Source organism: Marinospirillum perlucidum (assembly GCF_003336805.1).
GTDB lineage: Bacteria > Pseudomonadota > Gammaproteobacteria > Pseudomonadales > Halomonadaceae > Marinospirillum > Marinospirillum perlucidum.
The window spans coordinates 436,337-459,136 of sequence record NZ_QFWJ01000002.1 but is presented as its reverse complement, the minus strand read 5'-3'; the positions used below and the strand labels follow the sequence as shown (position 1 = coordinate 459,136).

Below are 22,800 nucleotides of genomic sequence, written 5' to 3'. Positions count from 1 at the left end.
AGTGAGTCAAAGGGATGAGTCGGATCAACAGACAGATCTGTTATTGCATGTTTGCTGAAGGTTACCCTGTCAGGCAATGGCTGATCTGTATCTGGCTACCTGGTTTTTTTCTACTGTTATTGGCTCCTTCGCTACCAGCCGAAGAACTTCCCCTACCTGATCAAGTGCGTCCCGGTGCCCAACGTCCCGAAGCGGCAACCCCTCGTATCCCACCCCAGCCGCCCGGTGCTCTGCTGGAAATACCGCCGCTGGTAGAGAGACCCTTTGCCGCTGATGCAGGTGGAAAGGTCCAGGTCGAAAAATTTGTTTTGACCGGTGCCAACAACCACCCAGAAGCGGACATCTGGGTAAGCGAAATGGAAGAACGGCTGGAGACAGCACGTCAGGAAAGGCCCGAGGGCTTCACCATCGGCCAGTTGGAAGCTGCCGCTGCCAGAGTGACCAATTACTACCGTGCACGCGGTCTAATTCTGGCCAAGGCCGTCGTCCCCGTGCAAACGGTTGAGGATGGGCTAGTCACTATCCAGGTGATCGAAGGCAAACTGGGGCAGGTTTTGGGAGAAGGCAATGAACTCTATGCCACTTCCACTTTAACCAAGGCTTTCAGTGATCTGCTTGGAAAGCCGGTTAGCCAGGCAGAAGCCGAATCCGGTCTCTTGATTCTGACCGATTATCCGGGGCTTGCTGCCTTCGGGATGTTTCAACCCGGCAAGGAAGTTGGCGAGGCCGATCTCCTGATACGCGTTCCCAATGAAGATCGCTTCAATGCTGACCTGCGTCTGGATAATCATGGTTCCGAAACCACGGGTGAATTTCGTACCCGCGGTAGTTTCCACTGGAATAATATCACCGGGAATGCTGATCGCCTTTCGACCACCCTGCAGCAAAGCTTCGAGCCGGATAACAGCCGTTACCTGGCCCTTAATTATCAGCTCATCATCAATCGTCTCTACCAGGCTAGAGCGGATATCAGCTACAACACCTTTGATGTTGGCGGAGAATTTGCCAATCTCAATATATCCGGTGAATCCAGTCAGGCGGGGCTTTCGGGCGAGCGCATCTGGATTCGCAGCCGTGAGCGCAATCTATCAACCAGCACCGAACTACGCCTGCGCGAAGCCATTACCGAGCGCAATGGTGAATCCAGTAATCGGGATCGCTTGACCCTGCTTAAATTAAGCGTCAGCTATGACTCCGTGGATACCCGCTTTGGCGGGTTGAATTATGCCGGTCTGGAGGTCAGCCAGGGGTTCAATGATCTTCTGGGAGCCATGGGGGATTCTGCCAGCGCCTACGAGCTGGATCGTGGCGAAAGACCCAGCCGCCAAGCGGGAACACGTAAAAATGGGCAGCTACCCTATGCCGAAGGCGAATTTACCAAAATCCTGGGTTTTTATTCACGCCTGCAGAACCTGACCAGCAACTCCTCCTTGCTGGTACGCACGGAGCTGCAATACTCGCCGGATCTTTTGGTGCCCATGGAACAGTATGCAGTCGGTGGTGCCGATCATTTACGCGGTTTTCCATCATCCTGGACCCTCTATGATTCCGGTGCTCTGCTATCCTTAGAGTATATCCTTCAGGCACCTTTCATCGGCGACATCCAGGCCTACCAGGAATGGCGCTGGCGGGATTTACTGCAGTTTACCTTTTTTTATGATCTGGCCTATGGCGAGAAAAATGACCCCCAACCCAGCGAGATTCAAGGTGCTTACCAATTGGCCAGCCTGGGTTTAGGGGCCCGATTCAATTTACCCAACCAGCTAAGCTCACGCTTGCAGTTGGCTTTTCCGGTAACGGACGAGAGCGATCCCGATGAAGAAGCGAGCAGCCAAGTCTGGCTCGACATCGCCTATCATTTCTGAGCTGCACCGTTTAGCTCCGACCGCCCTGGCCACTGCTCTGCTGGCCCTGGGGGGTACACCCCTGCACGCTGCTCCAACAGGGGGCAAGATCACCGGTGGCCAGGGCAGTATCAACCAAAGCGGATCGACAACAGAAATCCATCAGAACTCCTCGCGTCTTGCTGTGGAGTGGGGCAGTTTTAATGTTGCCGAGAATGAAAGGGTTCACTTCAATCAGCCTTCTTCCAGCTCTTTTGTTTACAACCAGATACTGGATGCCAATGCCAGTGTCGTTCGCGGTCAAATTCAGGCCAACGGCAATGTCATTCTGGTCAATCCGAATGGGCTTTATTTCACCGAAACCGCCACGCTGAGTGTGGGTTCCCTGATCGCATCGGGCCATCAACTCTCCGTCGATGACTTTATGCAGGGCTATCTGGAATTTGAGCGCCAGGAGGGCACCAGCGGGCGGGTGGTAAATCGTGGCAGCATCCATGCAGCCACGGGGGGCAGCATCACCCTCTTGGGTTCCAGTGTTGAGAACAGCGGCCAGATTGTTGCCCAAGCTGGTCGCATCAACCTGGCCGTCGGTGAGCGCATCGCAGTCGATTTTGATGGCGATGGCCTGATGCGTTTTTCCGTTGATCAGGAATTACTGGATAATATTGATGGCCTGGAAGAGGCCCTCACCAACTCGGGTGAACTGAGTGCCCAAGGCGGCAGCATCCATCTGGAAGGCCGGGTCGCTCAGGAAATTTTTTCCCGTGTCGTCAATAACGAAGGCATCGTCCGTGCAGGCCGGATTGATAACAGTGGCGGTGAAATTCGACTGGTCGGCAGCGGCGGCAGTGATAGCTCCATCATCAATACCGGCCAGGTCGATGCCTCGGCCCAGGATGAAGCCAGCCAGGGTGGCCAGATTACTCTGGAGGCTCTGGATTCCACCCTGTTAATCAGCGACCAGAGTCAGCTGGATGCCTCTTCTTCAAGCCAGTCCGGCGGCCAGATCCATCTGCTGGGCCAGAATATTGCCTTGTCCGGTAGCACCCAGGTGGATGTCAGCGGCGCTAGCGGAGGCGGGGAAATCCTGGTGGGTGGTGATTACCAGGGTCTGAATCCGGATATTGCCAATGCCGACAAGGTAATCGTCACCAGTGGGGTGCAGCTCAACGCCGACGCGACCGATCAAGGCGATGGTGGACGCATCATTACCTGGGCTGATGATTGGACGCGTTTTTCCGGCAGCTTAACTGCCCGGGGCGGTGATCAGGGCGGTGATGGCGGTTTTGCCGAAGTGTCCGGCAAAATGAACCTGGCCTATTCCGGCAGTGCCGATCTGAGAGCACCTGAGGGCAAGACAGGGACGCTATTGCTGGATCCCAGAGATATTAATATAGTTGCCACGATTCCAGATCCGTTACCCGCTGATGGACAAGACACAACTAGTACGAATATTGATTTCATTACGGATGCTGGAAAAGATTATTATATTCTCAATAGCACCATCAACAGCCAAACAGCCGATGTCATTTTGCAAGCTACCAATAACATCACCCAAGACGCTGCAGCGGCAATCAATATTACCAATGCTGGCACTGGCATTACTTTGCAGGCTGGCAACAACATCAATATCCAGGGCGGCATTACCACCAATGGCGGCCATATCCATCTGGAAGCCCACTCGCCTGCGACAACACAAGGCACTACTGGCTCCTTGACCGTTGGCTCTGCCGGAGATGCCAATTCAGGTCTTAGCAGCAATGGCGGCAGCATTACTCTAATAGCCAAAGATTTCACTTTCAATCAAGGCATGAATGCTGGTACAGGCAATATCAATGTTGCTAACACCAGCGGTGGCCTTGCAATCAGTGAAGGAATAACGTCCAGTGCAAATATCGCTCAATTCACAACCAGTGGAATTCTCACTTTAGGAGAGGCCACCACTGCCGGGAATTCCACGCTCAAAGCAAGCAGTATCTCACTTGCCAACAATGTTATTTATGCTCCGAATAATGCTGGCATTAACACTATCAAGATCAGCAGCGACGGTAATTTATCCCTTGGCAATAGCAGCAGTATTAATACAAATGCGAGCAACCTGATTCTCGACATTAGTGGTGATATTACCAGAGCCAACACCAATACAGGCAGCATCAAAGGAAACAGTGTTGTGCTGGACGTCGGCGGTTCTCTTGGCACTTCTGGCAGAAGCCTGCTCACCGAAACAAACAATCTGGTCATTAATAGTGGCAATCAGGGCTGGGTTGACAACAAAGCTAACACGACTAGTGATACAACAACGCTAGCCGGTTCTGTAACCAATGGCCTGACCCTGGTTCAGAGCCAGGGTCACTTGAATGTAGGTGAGTTAACCCTTGCCGGAACGACTTATACTGGCCTCACTCACACCGGCACAAATCCTGTTTCTCTATCTACTACCGGTGTCGATACTGATATTACAGTCTCTAAGTCTCTGGTGGCTAATGGCAATATCACGCTGAATGCCACCAGAAATATCAGCAGCGTCAGTGGTGGAAACGTCACTTCTACAGGTGCTGGCAACAGTATCTCACTGAGTGGTAACACACTCTCTCTTGACTCTGATTTAACGGCTAGTGATGGCAATATCCTACTCACTGCCACTGACGCACTCAACCTGAACAGCGGAACCGTAACCGCTAATGCAGCTGGCCGATTTATTAATTTGACTGCCAACAGTATTGCACAAGCAGCAGCCCATGGAGGCCTGGTATCCAAAGGTTTGCGTCTGAATTCTGCTGCCACAGGTGACCTGAATCTTCACAGCAACGCCAACCTGATTGAAACCCTGGCAGCCAACATTACCGGTACTGGCAGCAATCTCAGCTTGAAAAATAACCAAGCGCTATCTATCGGCACAGTGGACAGCTTGGCTGGCATCACGACTGACAGTGGCAACCTTGTCCTTGGTGTGAATGGGGTATTGACTACCAATGCCAATATCACCAACAGTAATTCCGGCAGCAACATCCACCTGAAAGCTTCTTCTTTTAGCCTTCTGACAGGGGAAATATCCACCACCAATGGTGGACTGCGCATGGAGGCCATGAGTAACACAGATGGCAGTGGTGCAATCAACCAGGATGGTGGTCATGGCGGTATCACTGCTTCTTCATTGCTGATTATCCTTGCAGGCAACGGAACCAATCGAAGCGTTAACTTAGGCAGTAGCGGCAACAGTATTGGTCGTCTGGCAGGTCGGCATGAGGAAGATAGTACAAACAGCATTGGTGATTTCAATCTAAAAAACAATGCAGAACTCACTGTTGATACGCTTGATGCAGGTGGAACTCTTGGTAATATCAATGGGCTAATCGCCAACAACATCACCATTGGTATCACTGGGGATGGTAACCACTTGAATGTCGCTCAGGCACTGGATGCAGGTACCGGTGATCTAAAACTGTCAACGGCTACCAATGCCAATATCACCGGTACCGGCCTGCTCTCTGGTAATAATGTCATTGTTGAAGCCGGAGCCGCGATTGGCACGGGTACCAGCAACCGGCTGACTCTTGATGCTACCAACCTGACTCTGGTCGCTGGTGGCGGCAATGTTTGGGCCGCATCGCAGACCTCGGCGACGACCCTGGCCGGCACAGCAACTGGTAGCTTTGATCTCACCCAGGCAGGTGGTGCTTTGACGATTGGTGCAACCAGCCGCTTGGATGCTTCCACGTTGAACGGCGTTTCTGCAACCGGCATTACCCTCGCCGTCACGGGTGACGCCAACCATCTGACCGTCAATCAAGTGGTGAATGCCGGTACCGGTGATCTAAAACTGTCAACGGCTACTAATGCCAATATCACCGGTACCGGCCTGCTCTCTGGTAATAATGTCATTGTTGAAGCCGGAGCCGCGATTGGCACGGATACCAGCAACCGGCTGACTCTTGATGCTACCAACCTGACTCTGGTCGCTGGTGGCGGTAATGTTTGGGCTGCATCGCAGACCTCGGCGACGACCCTGGCCGGTACAGCAACCGGTACCTTTGATCTCACCCAGGCAGGTGGTGCCTTGACTGTTGGTTCTGGAGCCGATTCTAGCGGCACTGCAGTTGACGGTATTAATGCAACCGGCATTACTCTCGCCGTCACGGGTGACGCCAACCATCTGGCTATCAATCAAGCGGTGAATGCAGGTACCGGTGATCTAAAACTGTCAACGGCTACTAATGCCAATATCACCGGTACCGGCCTGCTCTCTGGTAATAATGTCATTGTTGAGGCCGGAGCCGCGATTGGCACGGATACCAGCAACCGGCTGACTCTTGATGCTACCAACCTGACTCTGGTCGCTGGTGGCGGTAATGTTTGGGCTGCATCGCAGACCTCGGCGACGACCCTGGCCGGTACAGCAACCGGTACCTTTGATCTCACCCAGGCAGGTGGTGCTTTGACGATTGGCGCAACCAGCCGCCTGGATGCTTCCACGTTGAACGGCGTTTCTGCAACCGGTATAACACTGGCTGTTTCAGGTGATGGCAATCACCTGAATGTGAATCAGGCACTCAATGCTAATGCCGGTGACCTGAAACTTTCTACTGGTGCGAATGGTAATATCACAAGCACCAGTACAGGCTCCTTATCTGGCCGAGGCATCTATCTGAATGCCACCGGCAGTATTGGAGCCAGTGGCAGCCGCATTACCACCCACACCAACAACCTGATTGTCACCAGTGACAATGAAGCCTGGATTGACAGCAGTGCAACCAGCAGTACCGACACCACTCTGGTGGCCGGGTCGGCCACCAATGGCTTTGATCTCTCGCAGAGCCTGGGGCATTTGTCGGTAGGCTCTGTGGCCGCAGGTGGCACAACTGTCGCTGGCATTACTGGCTCTTCGACGATCTCACTGGCAACCACTGAAGCGGCCCGTAACTTAACGGTTAGTGAAGCAATTACTTCCACCGGAACAATCAATCTGACAGCAACCAGCAACATGACTGGTGCGGGCTTACTTACTGGCGACAGCGTCATTGCAGAAGCCGGGACTGACTTGGGCAGCTCTTCTCAGCGTCTCATGACTGCCGCTGGGAACGTGTATATCAGTGCAGGTGGCGATACCTGGATTGACTCCACCAAGGCCAGCACCACCCTGGCCGGTGATATCACTGGGGCACTGGATTTACTGCATAAAGGTGATCTGAGTGTGGGCACTGTGAATAGTATCGCTGGCCTGACAGTGAACAGTGCCACTCTTGATATTAATGCGGGTACTGCAAACGGTCACCTGAATATCAATGAAAACCTGAGTGTTGCAACAAGCCTGTCACTGAATAGCGAAGGAACCCTGACCACTGCTGCCATCAAAACTCTGGAGTTAACCGGCACTGGCACTCTAGCGATTACTGCCGCCTCACTGACGAACAGCGGAGCCATTCAGGCCAACGCAGCCAATGCCCAGATCAATATCACTGCACCCGCTATCACTCTGAATACCGGCAGCAGCCTGTCCACCAATGGCACCGATGGGCAGATCACTTTCAATCTTGGAGCTGCTTCGGCCACTTTGGGTGGAACCGATGCAGTTACCAACTACCTGATTGCTGATGAGCTGGCTTTAATCACCACTGACCGAGTTAATTTTTCGACCGACAAGGCTGCCAGCAACAACCTGGTCATCGAAAGCCTTGCTGCCACCAACTTCAGTCACCTGAACCTGGATGCTTATCAAGTCACCGGTGCTGGTGTCATCACCAGCCTTGATCAGTTAACAGTTAACACAGCCCAACTGATTGATCTGACTGGAGCCAATAACATTGCTTTAGTCAGTCTGACCAACACTGGCATGGCTGCTGACTCAACGATTACTTACACCAGTACTGCGGCTTCTTTAAACGTCACCGCTTCAACAGCCAGCAGCAGTGTGGCTACTGGCAACAACGCCATCCGGATTGATGCCACTTCCGGTGTGCTGACGGTGAGTGATACCGGCATCACAGCAGCCAGCGGCAATATCGAATTACGCTCAGATCTTCAGATCACCACAACCGTTGCAGGTACAATTAATGCGGGAACCAACCGCGTTATTCTGGCCACATCGGATGTAACCAAAGCCATTCATCTGGGTGGCACCGCTACAGCAGGTCGTTTGGATATTGCGGATGATCTGACTGGAAAAATCACCACGGGCACCCTGCAAATCGGTCGCTCGGGTATGAGTGGCACTATTCAGGTGGAGGGGGCTTTCAGCCGAACGGGTGATCTGGCCTTGAATGTAGGAACCGGCTCTATCCTCAATGCAGCAGGTACGTCTCGTTTAGCCGCGACCGGCAGCCTGACACTGAATGCGGACACCATCGGCAGCAGTACGGAGTCTTTGAGAATCAAGGCTGGTTCTCTCAGTGGTACAGCAAGCGGCTCCCTGTATATCAACCATGCCGGCAATCTGACTTTGGGTGGGGGGGGAGCCAGTTTGTCTGCCGGGGATGGCAAAACCCTGTCCGTCACCACCGTCACTGACAGTGACGAAGGCAATCTGATTTTAGGTGATGCCGTCAGCGTTGGTGGAACTGGCACCCTGATTCTAAATGCGGCGGGCTCCATCACTAGCACAGCAGCGGATGATATTGCTTCGGCCAATACAATTCAGCTGAGCGCTGGTACTGACCTGGGAACCTCCACTCAGCGTTTGATGGTTAAAGCCAACCAGTTGAATCTATCTGGCACCGATGGAAAAAATGCCTGGCTGGGTACAGAAAGACTCAGTGGAACTGACCCCGTCACTTTGACTGCCAATATGAACGGCAGCAGCCTTGATATCCTACATAAGGACAGTGACCTGCAGGTTAATACGCTGGCTGATGCCGCCACCCTGAATCTGGAAAATAATAACAGCCTGATTCTGGCTACGGACATTACTACAACAGGCAACCAGACTTACCAGGGTGTTGTAACCCTGGCTAATGGGGATCGCACCCTGACCACTACGAACAGCAATATCAGCTTTGCTTCCACCATGGATGGTAGCCAGACCCTGACTCTGGCTGCGGGAACCGGAACGGCCAGCTTCACTGGTCATGTCGGTGGCACGACCAACCTCAACAGCCTGGATGTAACGGCAGGCAGTATCTCCTTGGGTGGAAACGTGACCACCACGGGTACCCAGACTTATAACGGCACACTGACACTAGCCGGAGCCAATGGTTCGACTCAAACACTGACCGCTACAACTGTCAGTTTTGATGGCAGTCTCAATGGCACGACTGCCAGTGAGCAGAGTCTGATCATTTCCGGGGCAGCCAGCTTTACTGGTGACCTGGGTGCAACAACGGGCCTGGGATCACTTGAAATAACTGGAGCTAGCACCCTGGCAGGTACTGCCGGAAAAACCCATCACCTGAAAGCAGGCACAGTGACCCTGGGTGGTGGTGTTAATGCCTCCAGCGCAGGGCAGCAAAGCCTGTTGATAACAGGGAATGCTGTCCTGAGCGATAATCTGGGTAGCACAACTCAATTGGACAGCCTGGAAATCACCGGTACAGCCAGTCTGGCAGGTAATATTACCACCCAGGGTAGCCAGACCTACACAGGCCAGGTCACCCTGGCGGGTACAGCAGCAGGCACTAGAATTCTAACTGCGGATGCCGGACAGTTGATCAGTATGACTGGCGGCCTGACCGGTGATGGTCGCAGCCTAGAGGTCAACCAAGCCAACTGGTCGCTGGGCAGTTCCGGTGCCAGCGGCCTGCTCAATTTAAATGTTGATGGCACCACGTCCCTATATGCAAGCAGTGTGACGACCTCTGGCTATCAAACCTATGCCGACACCCTGACACTGCATGCCAGTGGCGATACCAGCTTGGCATCAGGTGATAATCAGAACCTCAGCTTTGCTGCTATTAGTACTGCTGATACAACCCAGAGAAACCTGCTTCTTGCCACAGGCACATCAGGCACTTCTAGTAGCTGGGCTGATATCAGCTTCTCCGGGCAGCTTACGGGACTAACGGACCTGACTGTACAGCATGCCAACAATGTCGATTTCAATGCTACTGGAACGACAACGCTGGCCGGTGCCTTAACTCAAAGCACCGGAAGTGGCAGCACCTCTTTCCAGGGCGACTTAACCGCCGACACCCTCAGTCTTCAAACCGGTACAGTGGTATTAGCCGACAATAAAACGCTCACAGTTACTGATGGAAAAACGCTGGAAGTCTATGCTGACAACCTGACCTTTGGTGCCGCTTCTGAATTGAATGCAGGTAGTGGCCAGGTGACTTTGGCACCCCTGACGACCACCAACAGTCTACTTGTCTGCTCAAGTGCATCTTCATCCTGCACCGGCATTTTTGATTCCGTCTATGATTTAGGCAGCCTGGCAGTAACAGCAAGCAGTATCCAAATCGGCCGAAGTACGCATGAAGGTAATATTTCACTCAAGACACTGAGTACCAGCTTTGATGTCACTCTGGAAAACGCTGCCACTCACCAGATCTCGGTCCTTGGAAACTACACCGGCCAAAACCTGACGTTAAATTCGAATGGTGGCAGCATCTCGCTCGGTGCAGATATAACCACCACCGGTAACCAAACCTATTCCGGAGCAGTGGTGCTTAACTCAGCGGCTCAACTTACCGCTGAGAATAACAGCAGTGTTCTTCAAACAATTACCTTTAATGGCACCCTGAATTCTCAGGCCACTCAAGCCTATGGTCTCACCCTGATTGGCAATACCAGCTTTAATGACCAGGTAGGTGCTGCCACTGACGGTGCTTTGGGTGCCTTAGCCATCAACAGTTCCGGTTCTTTAACATTGGCGGATGGCTTTAGTATTCAAGCAGCCAGCCTCAGTGCTACAGGCACTACCTCCTTGGGTGGTAACATCACCACCAGCGGCGATCAGACTTACACCGGGGCCATCACCCTGACCGGCTCTTCTGCTACGCGCACTCTGACTGCAGGTGCCGGTCAATTGATTACCGCCACGGGCGGCATCACGGGTGGCAGCAACAGTCTGGTGATTCAAACTGCTGACTTCCAACTGGATAGCACCGCTAGCGGTCTGAATAGCTTCACCACTGCTGGCACGGCAACCCTGAATGCTGATCTCACCTCAACCGGGGCTCAGAGTTATCAGAATCTGGTCCTGAATGCAGCGCTCAGTGGCTCTTCGGTCAGCGTAGCCGGAACAACTTCGCTGGGCGGCAATGTCACCACCAGCGGTGATCAGACTTACACCGGGGCCATCACCCTGACCGGCACCTCCGCTACGCGCACTCTGACTGCAGGTGCAGGTCAATTGATTACCGCCACAGGCGGCATCACGGGTGGCAGCAACAGTCTGGTGATTCAAACTGCTGACTTCCAACTGGATAGCACCGCTAGCGGTCTGAATAGCTTCACCGCTGCTGGCACAGCGACCCTGAATGCTGATCTCACCTCAACCGGGGCTCAGAGTTATCAGAATCTGGTCCTGAATGCCGCACTTAGTGGCTCTTCGCTCAGTGTGGCCGGAACAACTTCGCTGGGCGGCAATGTCACCACCAGCGGTGATCAGACTTACACCGGGGCCATCACCCTGACCGGCACCTCCGCTACGCGCACTCTGACTGCAGGTGCAGGTCAATTGATTACCGCCACAGGCGGCATCACGGGTGGCAGCAACAGTCTGGTGATTCAAACTGCTGACTTCCAACTGGATAGCACCGCTAGCGGTCTGAATAGCTTCACCGCTGCTGGCACAGCGACCCTGAATGCTGATCTCACCTCAACCGGGGCTCAGAGTTATCAGAATCTGGTCCTGAATGCCGCACTTAGTGGCTCTTCGCTCAGTGTGGCCGGAACAACTTCGCTGGGCGGCAATGTCACCACCAGCGGTGATCAGACTTACACCGGGGCCATCACCCTGACCGGCTCTTCTGCCACGCGTACCCTGACTGCAGGTGCCGGACAATTGATTACCGCCACGGGCGGCATCACCGGCGGTGGCAACAGTCTGGTGATTCAAAATGCTGACTTCCAACTGGATAGCACCACTAGCGGTCTGAACACCTTCACCGCTGCTGGCACGGCGACCCTGAATGCTGATCTCACCTCAAACGGAGCTCAGAGTTATCAGAATCTGGTCCTGAACGCTGCACTCAGTGGCTCTTCGCTCAGTGTGGCCGGAACGACTTCGCTGGGCGGCAATGTCACCACCAGCGGTGATCAGACTTACACCGGCGCCATCACCCTAACCGGCACCTCCGCCACACGTACGCTGACGGCGGGGGCTGGTCAGCTAGTCACTGTTTCTGGCGGGATAACGGGTGGCAGCAATAGCCTGGTGATTCAAACTGCTAACTTCCAACTGGGTAGCGCTGCCAGTGGTCTGAATAGTTTCACCACTGCTGGCACGGCGACCCTGAATGCTGACCTCACCTCTACCGGAGCTCAGAGTTATCAGAACCTGGTCCTGAACGCCGCACTCAGTGCTTCTTCGCTCAGCGTGGCCGGTACGACTTCGCTGGGGGGTGATGTCACCACCAGCGGTGATCAGACTTACACCGGCGCCATCACTCTGACCGGTTCCTCCGCCACACGCACGCTGACTGCCGATGCCAGTCAATTGATTACCGCCACGGGCGGCATCACTGGCGGTGGCAACAGCCTGGTGATTCAAAATGCTGACTTCCAACTGGATAGCACCGCTAGCGGTCTGAATAGCTTCACCACTGCTGGCACGGCAACCCTGAATGCTGATCTCACCTCAACCGGGGCTCAGAGTTATCAGAATCTGGTCCTGAATGCAGCGCTCAGTGGCTCTTCGCTCAGTGTGGCCGGAACGACTTCGCTGGGCGGCAATGTCACCACCAGCGGCAGTCAGACCTATTCAGGAGCAGTGACTCTAACGAGTGACCTGCAATTAAAAACGACCAATAACAATATCACCTTTGAATCAACGCTGGATGGTGCCTACTTTCTGACCCTTGACGCAGGAACAGCCGCTGTCGCTTTTCAAGGCAATGTTGGTGCCTCAACACCGTTAACAGGTTTAGACATCACAGCAGGTACGGTCAACCTGACTACCAGTCTGGCCTTAAATGGCAGTCTGGCCTTGACGGGTGACTTAACCCTCACAGGCAACACCCAGATCAACACCAACAACAATAGCCTGACTCTTGGCTCTGCAGTTTCCGGCCAAGGTTATAGCCTGGAACTTCTGGCTGGCACTGGGGATATTTCCCTGCAAGCAGCTAGCAATCTGTCAGCACTCACTCTGACCTCTGCCAACAACATCAACTTGAATGGTAATCTGCAGATCAATAGCGGGGGCGCCTTCGAAATCACCTCAGCGTCAGGACTAACCCAACTGGCCGGATCCACCCAAATCACTGCAGAAACCATCAGAATTAATTCAGCCAGCCTGCAATTTGGTCACCAGAGCAGTCTGGATGCTTCCGCCGTGGATTCCGGCTCCATTTATTTATATACGGATACCTTTACAGCACTGGGAGATTTAACCGTCTCGGCGGGCAGTGTATCCGGTGTTGCCTCGCTCAGTTCTCAAAACACCAGTGCCACCCTCTTGGTTTGCCTAACTGGGGATTGTGATACTACTGGACTGACTAGCCCGGCTGTTTACACCCTGACCAGCAGCATTACGGTGGATGCCAGCCAGGTTCATATAGGTAGCCAGGAAACAGGTAAAGAACATCAAGGCAACATTATTCTGCGCAACCTCACGCTGCCTTTCGATTTAGAAGTCACTACCCAAGGAAGTGGCAAAACGCTCACTGTTGATGGTGGTTACGATAGCAGTAGTGGCAGTGGAAGCAACACGGGTGCACTGACACTCAATACGGCCAGTGATGGGCAGATAGTGGTAGCAGGCGATATCACCACGCATAAAGATTTGATATTGGCCAATGCCGTCCAGATTAATCAAACAGCCAGCTTAAAGAGCAATCAGGGCAAGATCCACTTCCAGTCAACTGTGGATGGCCAAACTGCAGGCAGCCAAAGCCTTAGCCTCCAGGCCAGTAATGGCAATATCCTTCTTGATGGAGCCCTGGGTAGCACTCAGAGCCTGGCCGGTTTAACCCTGGTCAGTGCCGTTGACTCCCAACTGAATAGCATCTCCGTAACAGGAGCACTGACTCAACAAGCGGGAACAGGCACAACCACTTTTAGTGGTAGCTTGAGCGCTGGCAGTATCAGCCTGGACGTGTCCAGCCTGGCTCTGAATGGTATCAATCTCGACACCAGTGCCTCCAACGGCAACATCAGTCTCTCCATTGATGAGGGGCTGGACACCGGCACGGGCACGACTATTGATGCAGGCACAGGCAGTGTTCAACTATCATCCTCGAACACAGCCAACACCCTGGAAATTTGTAGTGACACCAGCTGCTTAGCGGCTGGCACCCATGATACTCAGTATGATCTTGGCGATCTTTCCATTACCGCAGGGAATATCCTTTTTGGCCGCAGTAGCCACACCGGTAATATTTATATTCAGGAGCTGGCTTTTGACTATGCCTTGGGAGTCAACACCACCGGTAACATCTATGTTCAAGGTGCCCTGGATGGAACCATCAATTCCAGCGGTTCCCTATCTTTGAATGCAGGCTCCAGTGGCAATATCTATCTGCAAGGCAATATCACCACGAGTGGTAGTCAAAACTACCAAAGCCTTGTCCAACTGACCGGTGGTAATTACACCCTCACCACCAGCAACCAGGCCATCACTTTTGCTAATGCGATTCAAGGCAACAGCAATAACCTGACCCTGAATACAGGCGCGGGAAATCTTAGCCTGCAGGCAGCCAGCCTGAACGACCTGACCCTGAGCAATGCGGGCAATGCCAGCTTTAATGGCACACTCAGTCTATCCGGTGCTTTTGTCCAGAATGCAGGTTCTGGTAATACACATTTTCTGGAAACAGCAACAGCTTCTTCTTTTGAAATCAATGCCACCACTATCACGCTGGATTCAGGCAAGTCCCTGTCCACTTCGGCCACCAATGGTGACATTCAGCTGTTTACCGACAACCTAGCGATCTCGGGCCTTCTTGATGCGGGAACGGGTGGTATCACCCTGGCGCCTTTGGTAGACAGCCGTGAGCTATTTGTATGTAGCGGCAGCTGTACAACCGATAGCAATTACGACAGCAGTGATCCCAACCATGCACTCTACAATATCGGTGGCGATTTTTCGTATACTGCCGGTTCTTTTGCCATAGGCAAACCCTCGCAAACCGGTGACATCACCCTTTATCAATTTGAACCGGCTTTCGATCTTTCCCTGGCCACGACGGGCAGCATCAATATTAGTGGCCAGTTCACCAGTGACCACAGTCTTTCTCTGGATGGCGGAACAAGCATCAACATCAGTCACGACATTACCACTAAAGGCGACCAGTATTACAAAGGTGCCGTGGTTCTGATGGATCCCGATTCTTCGACCAGCACAGCAGGAATCAGCCTTACCTCCTCATCCGGAAGTATTACTTTTGATGCCACCCTGGATAGTGGGACAGATAGTATTTCAGGTATCGACTCGGGTAACAGTTTTGGTCTGACCCTAGATGCTGCAACCGAGGTGGTTTTCAATAATGCTGTGAGTGCCAATGCCAGTCTGGCCAAGCTGAACTATTTGAACGTCACCAGCAGTAGCCCAATTAAAATCAATGCGGATATAGAAACACTGCAGCAACAAAGCTATTCCGGTCAGGTGACTTTGACTGGAAATCGCCAATTAACGGCAGGCAGTGGTCAACTGATCAGTATGAATGCAGGCCTGAATGGAGGTTCTGCAAATCTGACCATCAGTAATGCCAATTGGTCGCTAGGCTCGGCGGGTGCTACCGACCTGGGTAATTTAAACATTGATACAGGCATCAGTACCCTCAGCGGCAATATCACTACTTCAGGTACGCAAAATTACCAGGGCGGCATCACTCTCAATCAGGATGCGCAGCTGTCCACAACAAATAGTGCCATCACTTTTGGTGGCAGTATCAGTGGTAGCTATGCGCTTACATTGGATTCAGGAACCGCCACCCAGGTACTGGATCAAAGCATTAATCTGCAGAGCCTTACCGTCAATAGTGATACCACTACTCTCAGCACTGATGTGACCACCACAGGTGCACAAACCTATCAGGGCGCCGTGACTCTCTCGGGTATCCGCAACCTCAGCGCCAGTCAAACCACTTTTGCCAACACCCTGACCGGCGATGATAGCAATCTGACGCTGAGCGGTAATGCTGTGCTCAGCGGGGCTGTTACCAATATTCAGAATTTAACCGTCACCGGCTCATCCAGTTTAAGTGCCGATATCACCACCTCTGGCACGCAGGATTTCCAAGGAGCAGTAACCCTGACTGGTAGCCGTAATCTGACTGCCACTCAGACTACTTTCGGCAGTACCCTGAGCGGTGACGGTAGTGATCTGACCCTGACCGGTAATGCTGTGCTCAGCGGGGCTGTTACCAACATTCAAAATCTGACGGTCACCGGCACCAGCAGCTTGAACGCTAATGTTACAACCACCGGTACGCAGGATTATCAAGGCGCAGCAACACTGACGGGCACGCGTAGCCTGAGCGCCAGCCAAACCACTTTCGACAGCACCCTGACCGGTGACGGTAACGATCTGACCCTGACTGGCAATGCCGTGCTGAATGCAGCTGTCACTAATATTCAGAACCTGACGGTTACCGGAACCAGCAGCTTGAATGCCGATGTCACCACCTCCGGTAGCCAAGACTATCAGGGGGCGGCCACCCTCACGGGCGCTCGCAACTTGAGCGGCACGCAAACCACTTTCAGCAGTACCCTGTCGGGCGATGGCAGCAATCTGACGCTGAATGGTAACGCTGTGCTAAGCGGAGCTGTTAGCAGCATCCAGAATCTAACAGTCACCGGTACCAGCAGCTTAAATGCCGAGGTCACCACCTCGGGCACTCAGGAGTACCAGGGGGCAGTAGCGCTAACGGGTAGCCGTAATTTAACTGCCACCCAAACCACTTTTGCCAGCACCCTGACCGGTGACGGTAGCGATCTGACCCTGACTGGCAATGCCGTGCTGAATGGAGCTGTCAGCAGTATCCATAACCTGACCATTACCGGCACCAGCAGCTTGAATGCCAATGTCACCACTTCCGGCACGCAGGATTACCAAGGGGCAGCTACACTGACTGGCACACGTAATCTGAGCGCCACCCAAACCACTTTCGGCAGCACCCTGACGAGCGACGGCAGCAATTTAACACTGACTGGTAATGCCGTGCTGAATGGAGCTGTCAGCAGTATCCAGAACCTCACCATTACCGGCACCAGCAGCTTGAATGCCAATGTCACCACTTCCGGCACTCAGAATTACCAGGGAGCGGCAACCCTGACGGCCACACGTAACCTGACGGCCACCCAAACCACCTTCAATAGCACCTTGACCGGTGATGGCAATGATCTGACGTTGACTAGCAATGCCGTCCTCCAAGGGGCTGTTAGCAATATCCAGAATCTAACAGTGACCGGCACCTCGAATTTAAGTGCCAATGTCACCACCACCGGCACCCAAGACTATCAGAGCGCCGCCATCCTCAATGGCAGTCTGACTCTCCAGGCCGGACAAATCGATTTTAATAGCACTCTGAACGGCAACGGCTATCAACTCACTCTCAATTCCGGTAGTGGCGATATAACTGCGCTTGCCAGCTGGAGCCAAATCAGCAACCTGACCATCACCCAGGCTCGCAACGTCAGCCTTAAAGATACTACGCTGACCGGCACCTTCCGCCAGAATAGTGGCAGCGGCAACTTACAAGTGGATGGGACCCTCCAGGCTCAATATATTGATGTGTCCAGCTCAGCGGCTGAATTAACGGCTTCATCTCAGGTCGTGGCGACAGGCAGTGACACCTCTTCGCAAAAAGCCATCGAAGCCTATATTGATAGCCTGACTCTGGGAACAGCGAGCGAACTAAGAACCGATAATGGCAGCTTCCTGTTGGCTCCTTACACCAGTAGCAACAGCTTTGCTGTCTCCCAAGGCAGCTGGACCGGTCATGGAGCGGATCTGCACTATGATCTCAATAATCTCAATATCAGTACCCAATCCTTGATTCTGGGACATAGTGGTCAAGCTGGCAAACTTCACCTGAACAGCCTGAATGCCAGCTATGATCTGACTTTTGCCAGCGCTGGAGGCATCGAGCTTTACGGTAATATCACCACGCTAAATTACGATCAAAGCTACCAGAACCAGGTCAACATCAACAGCAATCTGACCCTGAATCTGGGCAGCAGCGGCGATCTGACTTTTTCTGATGCCCTAACCGGCAATGCTGATTTGACTCTGCAACAAGCCCGTAATGTTCAGCTGCAGACAGTCAATCTCAACGGTCTTTTCCAGCTCAACCAAGCAACGGCCACGACCCAAGTCAGTAGTAACATGACGGCCAACTCAATAGAATTGAACTCGGCGGCACTGACTTTTGCCAGTGGCGTTACTCTGGATACCTCGACCACTAATGGCAATATCGAGCTCTTCACCGACAGTTTCACGGCTCAAGGGCAACTGACTGTCAATGCCGGCAGTGGGCGCGCGCAATTGGCTGCGCAGGATACCAGTAAAGACATCTACGTCTGTATGACCGACTGTCCGTCTGATGCCAGCAAGGTGGTTTATCAACTGAACCAGAAGATTCAGGTTACAGCCGCTCAGGTCAGAATTGGCAGCCAGGAAGCCGGATCCCGTCACCAGGGTGCAATCTATTTGCAACGCCTGCCCTTTACCTTCGATCTGGAAGTAACCACCGATGGCAGTATCCAGGTGGATGCCTTTAATGGCAGCCTGGATCTAAACGGCTTAACCCTGGATGGTGAAAGCATCCTGCTGCAGGGCGATGGTGATGATCAACTGACCGGTTATTCCACCACGGCCAACCAGTGGATTCTGAACAGCAGTAATAGCGGCACTCTGAATAATACCAACTTCACCATTACCGGTAGCGGTTCAGCGAATACAGCCAGTTTCTCCGGCTTTACTCAACTGGTTGGTGGCGATGTTGATGACAGCTTTACCTTGACCGCCACGGGACGGATTGGTAGCCAAATCCAGGGGGGCACAGGTCGTAATACGCTGGATATCTCAGCAACCAATACAGCCCTTACACTTGAGGTTGGTAAGGATTTTACCGGCATACAACAAGTAACCGGTCAGGGCGACAACCTCAAAGGCAGTAGCAGTAACGCCAACGCCTGGTCACTTAATAGTGCCAATGCAGGAACTTTGACCACTGGAAGTGAAACTATCAGCTTCTCAGGCATGAACCAACTGGTCAGCGGTACTGCCGACAACACCTTCACTTCAACCGGGGTATATACCGGTAATATCCTGTTGGAAACCAATAACAGTAGCTGGGATTACACGGCGGGCAAGGCCCTGACACTGGGTAAGGTTTTGGGAACAGGCAGCTTGACGATAGCAGCCCCGGCCAGCGGCACTGGCTCAACCCTGAGCCTAAGTGCTAGTGATCTGGTACTCACAGGCTTCACCGAACATACGGGAACGCTTTTCATCGGCGGGCGGGTGACTCCAGCCAATTTACCACTTAATAGCTCCACCAGCGTCACCGTGAATACCAACCGTCTGGTCATTGATGACGAAGTTAATGTCAGCAGCCACCTGGTTTTCCTTGCAGCGGATATTGAGATCAACACAGACACCATCACCAGCACTCAAGGCAGTGCCAGCTTCCTGGCCACTGGTAGCCTCTGTAATGGCTGTGAGGCTTCGCTAACGGGCGAAGGTAACCTGAAAATCAATACACCAACCACTGTCACTGCAACCGAAGGCCGGGTTATTGCTGCAGGCGGCATCATCAATTCCGAGGATCTGCGCCTGGATTTCAACGGCGGTGATTTTGAGCTGGCGGTTAGTGCCAACCAACAGGAAACCTCCCAGCCCAACCAGGCTTCCAATGCCCAGGGTGTGACTCTGAGCGCTGCCACCCAGGCCTTTATACAAGCCCTGGATCTGGAACTGGTCAGTGTCTCGGTCAGCTTTACCAATCCGGCTGCTGCAGTTCTGGGCGTCAGAGCTATAGAAGTAATCGACCTGGCACTCTTTGAAGAAGATCTCACTCTCTTTGGTCGTTTAGGCGAGGGGGTTGCCCTGGACTTTGCCCAGTGCGAAGAAGTGGAAGGCTGTACTCCCAATGTTACTGTAGAAGAGCTAAATGCTTCTATCAGCCAACTGGATCTTCGTATCCAGCAACTGGAAGCTGAACTGGATGCGACGGAAGACCCGGAGCGCCGCAAACAAATCCAGGAACTCTTAACCCAATACCAGGCCCAGAAAGAAGAATTCCTGGCTTATCGCGAAGACCTTCAGGACTTCACCGGCTTTGAAGAGCAGTTGGCCAATGAACTAGGTGGCGAAGATGAGATCGACATGGAAGCCATCGAACGCGAAGTTAAAATCATCGAAACTATTTATACCCGGGTACAGTTTCTGGAAAGCCTGCAATTCAATGAAGAACGCCGGGCCGAGTTTGCACAAAGAACCGGCATGGACCTGACCGAAGAAAGACTGGAAGCAATTATTGAAAGCACTATGAAAGCAGCACAAAGAACCGAGGCGATCATTGAACGCATGCTGGATGGAGAATAAAGTGAAGCACCGGTTTCCCTTGTTGCTGCTCCTGCTGAGTCTGTTTTTTCTACCCCGGCTTCAAGCAGAAAGTGATCGCCTGGAGCTAGTAGCAGAAGAAACGGTTCCAGGTACGCAAGAACAGCCACAGGAAGGTGAAGAAGAAAAAGCAGAACGACAATTCAATCTTCTCGCAGCCGATCCTGAAGACATGACCCCTGAACAACTGGAAGAGGAAATCCAGCTGTTGAAAAACCTTCAGGCGGGCATGCAGCTAACCCTGGCAGCCTGCGAAGATGAGCCTCACTGCGTGACCGCCTTCACAGATCAGGAAATAGAACGCATAACCACCGAGATCCAACTGCTCACTGAAGCACTGGAGAACAAAGAAAGCAGGTATGATGGGCTGATTTCACAGTTGCAGGAAGTCGGTCAGACTTACGCTCGTCTGAGAAGCGATTTTCAGGCCATCGCAGCCCGCATTGACAGGGAAAGCCTGGAAGGCAACTGGGCGGACCAGTTTGTCTTTGATGATTTTGATATAGGACCTGACGTCCCCTATCCCAATGAACACGTTACACTCAATATGTTTGAAGATGCTCACAAGCCGCTGCCCATTGAGTAGCAGCCATTTGATTAAAGGTGATGAACACTATGGCTCTTTTTACCAAAACTAAAAAAATGTCCATCATGTTTGCCGATATCTGCGGCAGTACCCGACTCTATGACACCCTGGGAGACGAAACCGCGCGCAAAATCATTGCGGACACCCTGGCATTGTTGACCGAGTCGGTAAAACGCTTTCAGGGCACGGTGATCAAAACCATCGGGGATGAAATCATGTGCACCTTCCCGGATGCCGAATCCGGTCTCAAGGCCGGGGTGGATATGCAGGAAAGCCTGGAAGATGCCAATGACGAGGGCTTTGCCGAGGTTCCTGTCAGCATCCGCGTAGGTTTCCATTACGGTCCGGCTATCATGGAAGACGGCGATGTTCATGGCGATGCCGTCAATGTAGCTGCACGCATGGCTTCTCAGGCCAAGGCGGATCAGATCATCACTACGAGCGAAACCTCCAAGGTTCTCTCACCGGCGCTTCAGGAAGACATGCAGTTTGTTGACTATGCCCCAATTAAAGGCAAAGGCACCGTAGAGATTGTCAAATTTCAGTGGAAAGAAGACGATGCCACCCAGATGTCGGCAGATATCCCCAATGCCCTGGCAACCCTGGGAGAGACTTCCGAACTGACCCTGCAATACAAGGATGCCCAGATCAGTTTGAACAGTGAGCGCGAAATTGCAGTCCTGGGTCGCAGCGCCACCTGTGATCTGGCAGTCAAGGAAAGCCTGGCTTCTCGCAAGCACATCACCATCGAACTGCGCCGCGATAAATTCTTCCTGATCGATCAAAGCACCAATGGCACCTACATCCAGCAAGCGGATGGCAGTGAAGCCTTTGTTCGTCGTGAAGAAGTCCCCTTGATCGGTGAAGGCAAAATCAGCCTGGGTCGGGCTTTCAACGACAACCCTCAGGAACTGGTCAGTTTCTCTTATAGCAATAGCTGAAAAGGATAGGGATGATGAGTGCAGAAATAGCAAGTGCCCTGGCTAGTTCCAGCGGCAAGACCCACCGAGGCCATGTGCGCCCGGTTAATGAAGATGCTTTTCTGGATCGCTGTCAGGAGGGACTCTGGCTGGTTGCTGATGGCATGGGCGGGCATGATGCTGGTGATGTTGCCAGTCGTATGATCGTGGAGAGTTTGAAGGGGCTGGAACTGCAACCCACACTGGCCGAACGCCTGGATCAAATCGAAGATGCCCTGGACCAGGTCAATGAGCATCTGCTTCACCGTAGTATCCAGGACGATGGTAAAAAACATATTATTGGCAGCACCCTGGCACTTCTGGTGATTGAAAATGCCCAACTGGGTGCGCTCCTCTGGGCTGGAGACAGCCGTATTTATCGCCTTCGCTACGACCAACTCAACCAGTTGACTGTTGATCACTCCCAGGTAGAAACCTATGTACGCCAGGGCATTATCAGCCGTGAAGAAGCACGCTCTCATCCGGACCGCAACATCATCACCCGGGCCGTGGGCAGTCATGAAGAGCTCTATCTGGAAGCGGATTTATGCGAACTTAGTCAGAAGGACCGTTTTCTGATTTGCAGTGATGGCTTGACCCGCCATCTGGAAGACCGGGAAATCGCAGAAATTCTGCAAAAAGGTACGCCTGATGAAGCCAGTCAAGCCTTGATTGACCTGACTCTCGAGCGCGGCGCCAAGGATAATGTCACTGTTATTGTTATTGATATTAACTAGGGGTCGGTAA

General features: G+C 52.9%; 5 protein-coding genes. All 5 read left to right on the top strand.

Annotated features, from left to right (window positions below; all coding sequences use genetic code 11):
* Window positions 1–47 precede the first annotated feature (47 nt).
* The 5 genes from DFK18_RS04575 to DFK18_RS04555 are packed head-to-tail and all read left to right on the top strand — an operon-like array spanning window position 48 to window position 22,790.
* Window positions 48–1,865, top strand: a complete 1,818-nt coding sequence (locus tag DFK18_RS04575) for a ShlB/FhaC/HecB family hemolysin secretion/activation protein (RefSeq protein WP_162299686.1) — start codon at window positions 48–50, stop codon at window positions 1,863–1,865.
* The gene (locus DFK18_RS04570) at window positions 1,816–20,490 is read left to right on the top strand and encodes a beta strand repeat-containing protein (protein WP_114417029.1); all 18,675 of its coding nucleotides are present in this window, start codon (window positions 1,816–1,818) and stop codon (window positions 20,488–20,490) included. Before DFK18_RS04575 ends, DFK18_RS04570 begins: the two co-directional genes overlap by 50 nt.
* Before the next feature lies 1 nt (window position 20,491).
* Window positions 20,492–21,094, top strand: a complete 603-nt coding sequence (locus DFK18_RS04565; RefSeq protein WP_114417028.1) for a hypothetical protein — start codon at window positions 20,492–20,494, stop codon at window positions 21,092–21,094.
* Between the two features lie 29 nt (window positions 21,095–21,123).
* Window positions 21,124–22,035: an adenylate/guanylate cyclase domain-containing protein gene (locus DFK18_RS04560; RefSeq protein ID WP_162299685.1), complete on the top strand. Its 912-nt coding sequence runs from the start codon at window positions 21,124–21,126 to the stop codon at window positions 22,033–22,035.
* Window positions 22,036–22,049: 14 nt separating this feature from the next.
* Window positions 22,050–22,790 carry a PP2C family protein-serine/threonine phosphatase gene (locus tag DFK18_RS04555; RefSeq protein WP_162299684.1) on the top strand — a complete coding sequence of 247 codons (741 nt, stop codon included), beginning with the start codon at window positions 22,050–22,052 and terminating at the stop codon, window positions 22,788–22,790.
* The last annotated feature ends 10 nt before the right edge of the window (window positions 22,791–22,800 follow it).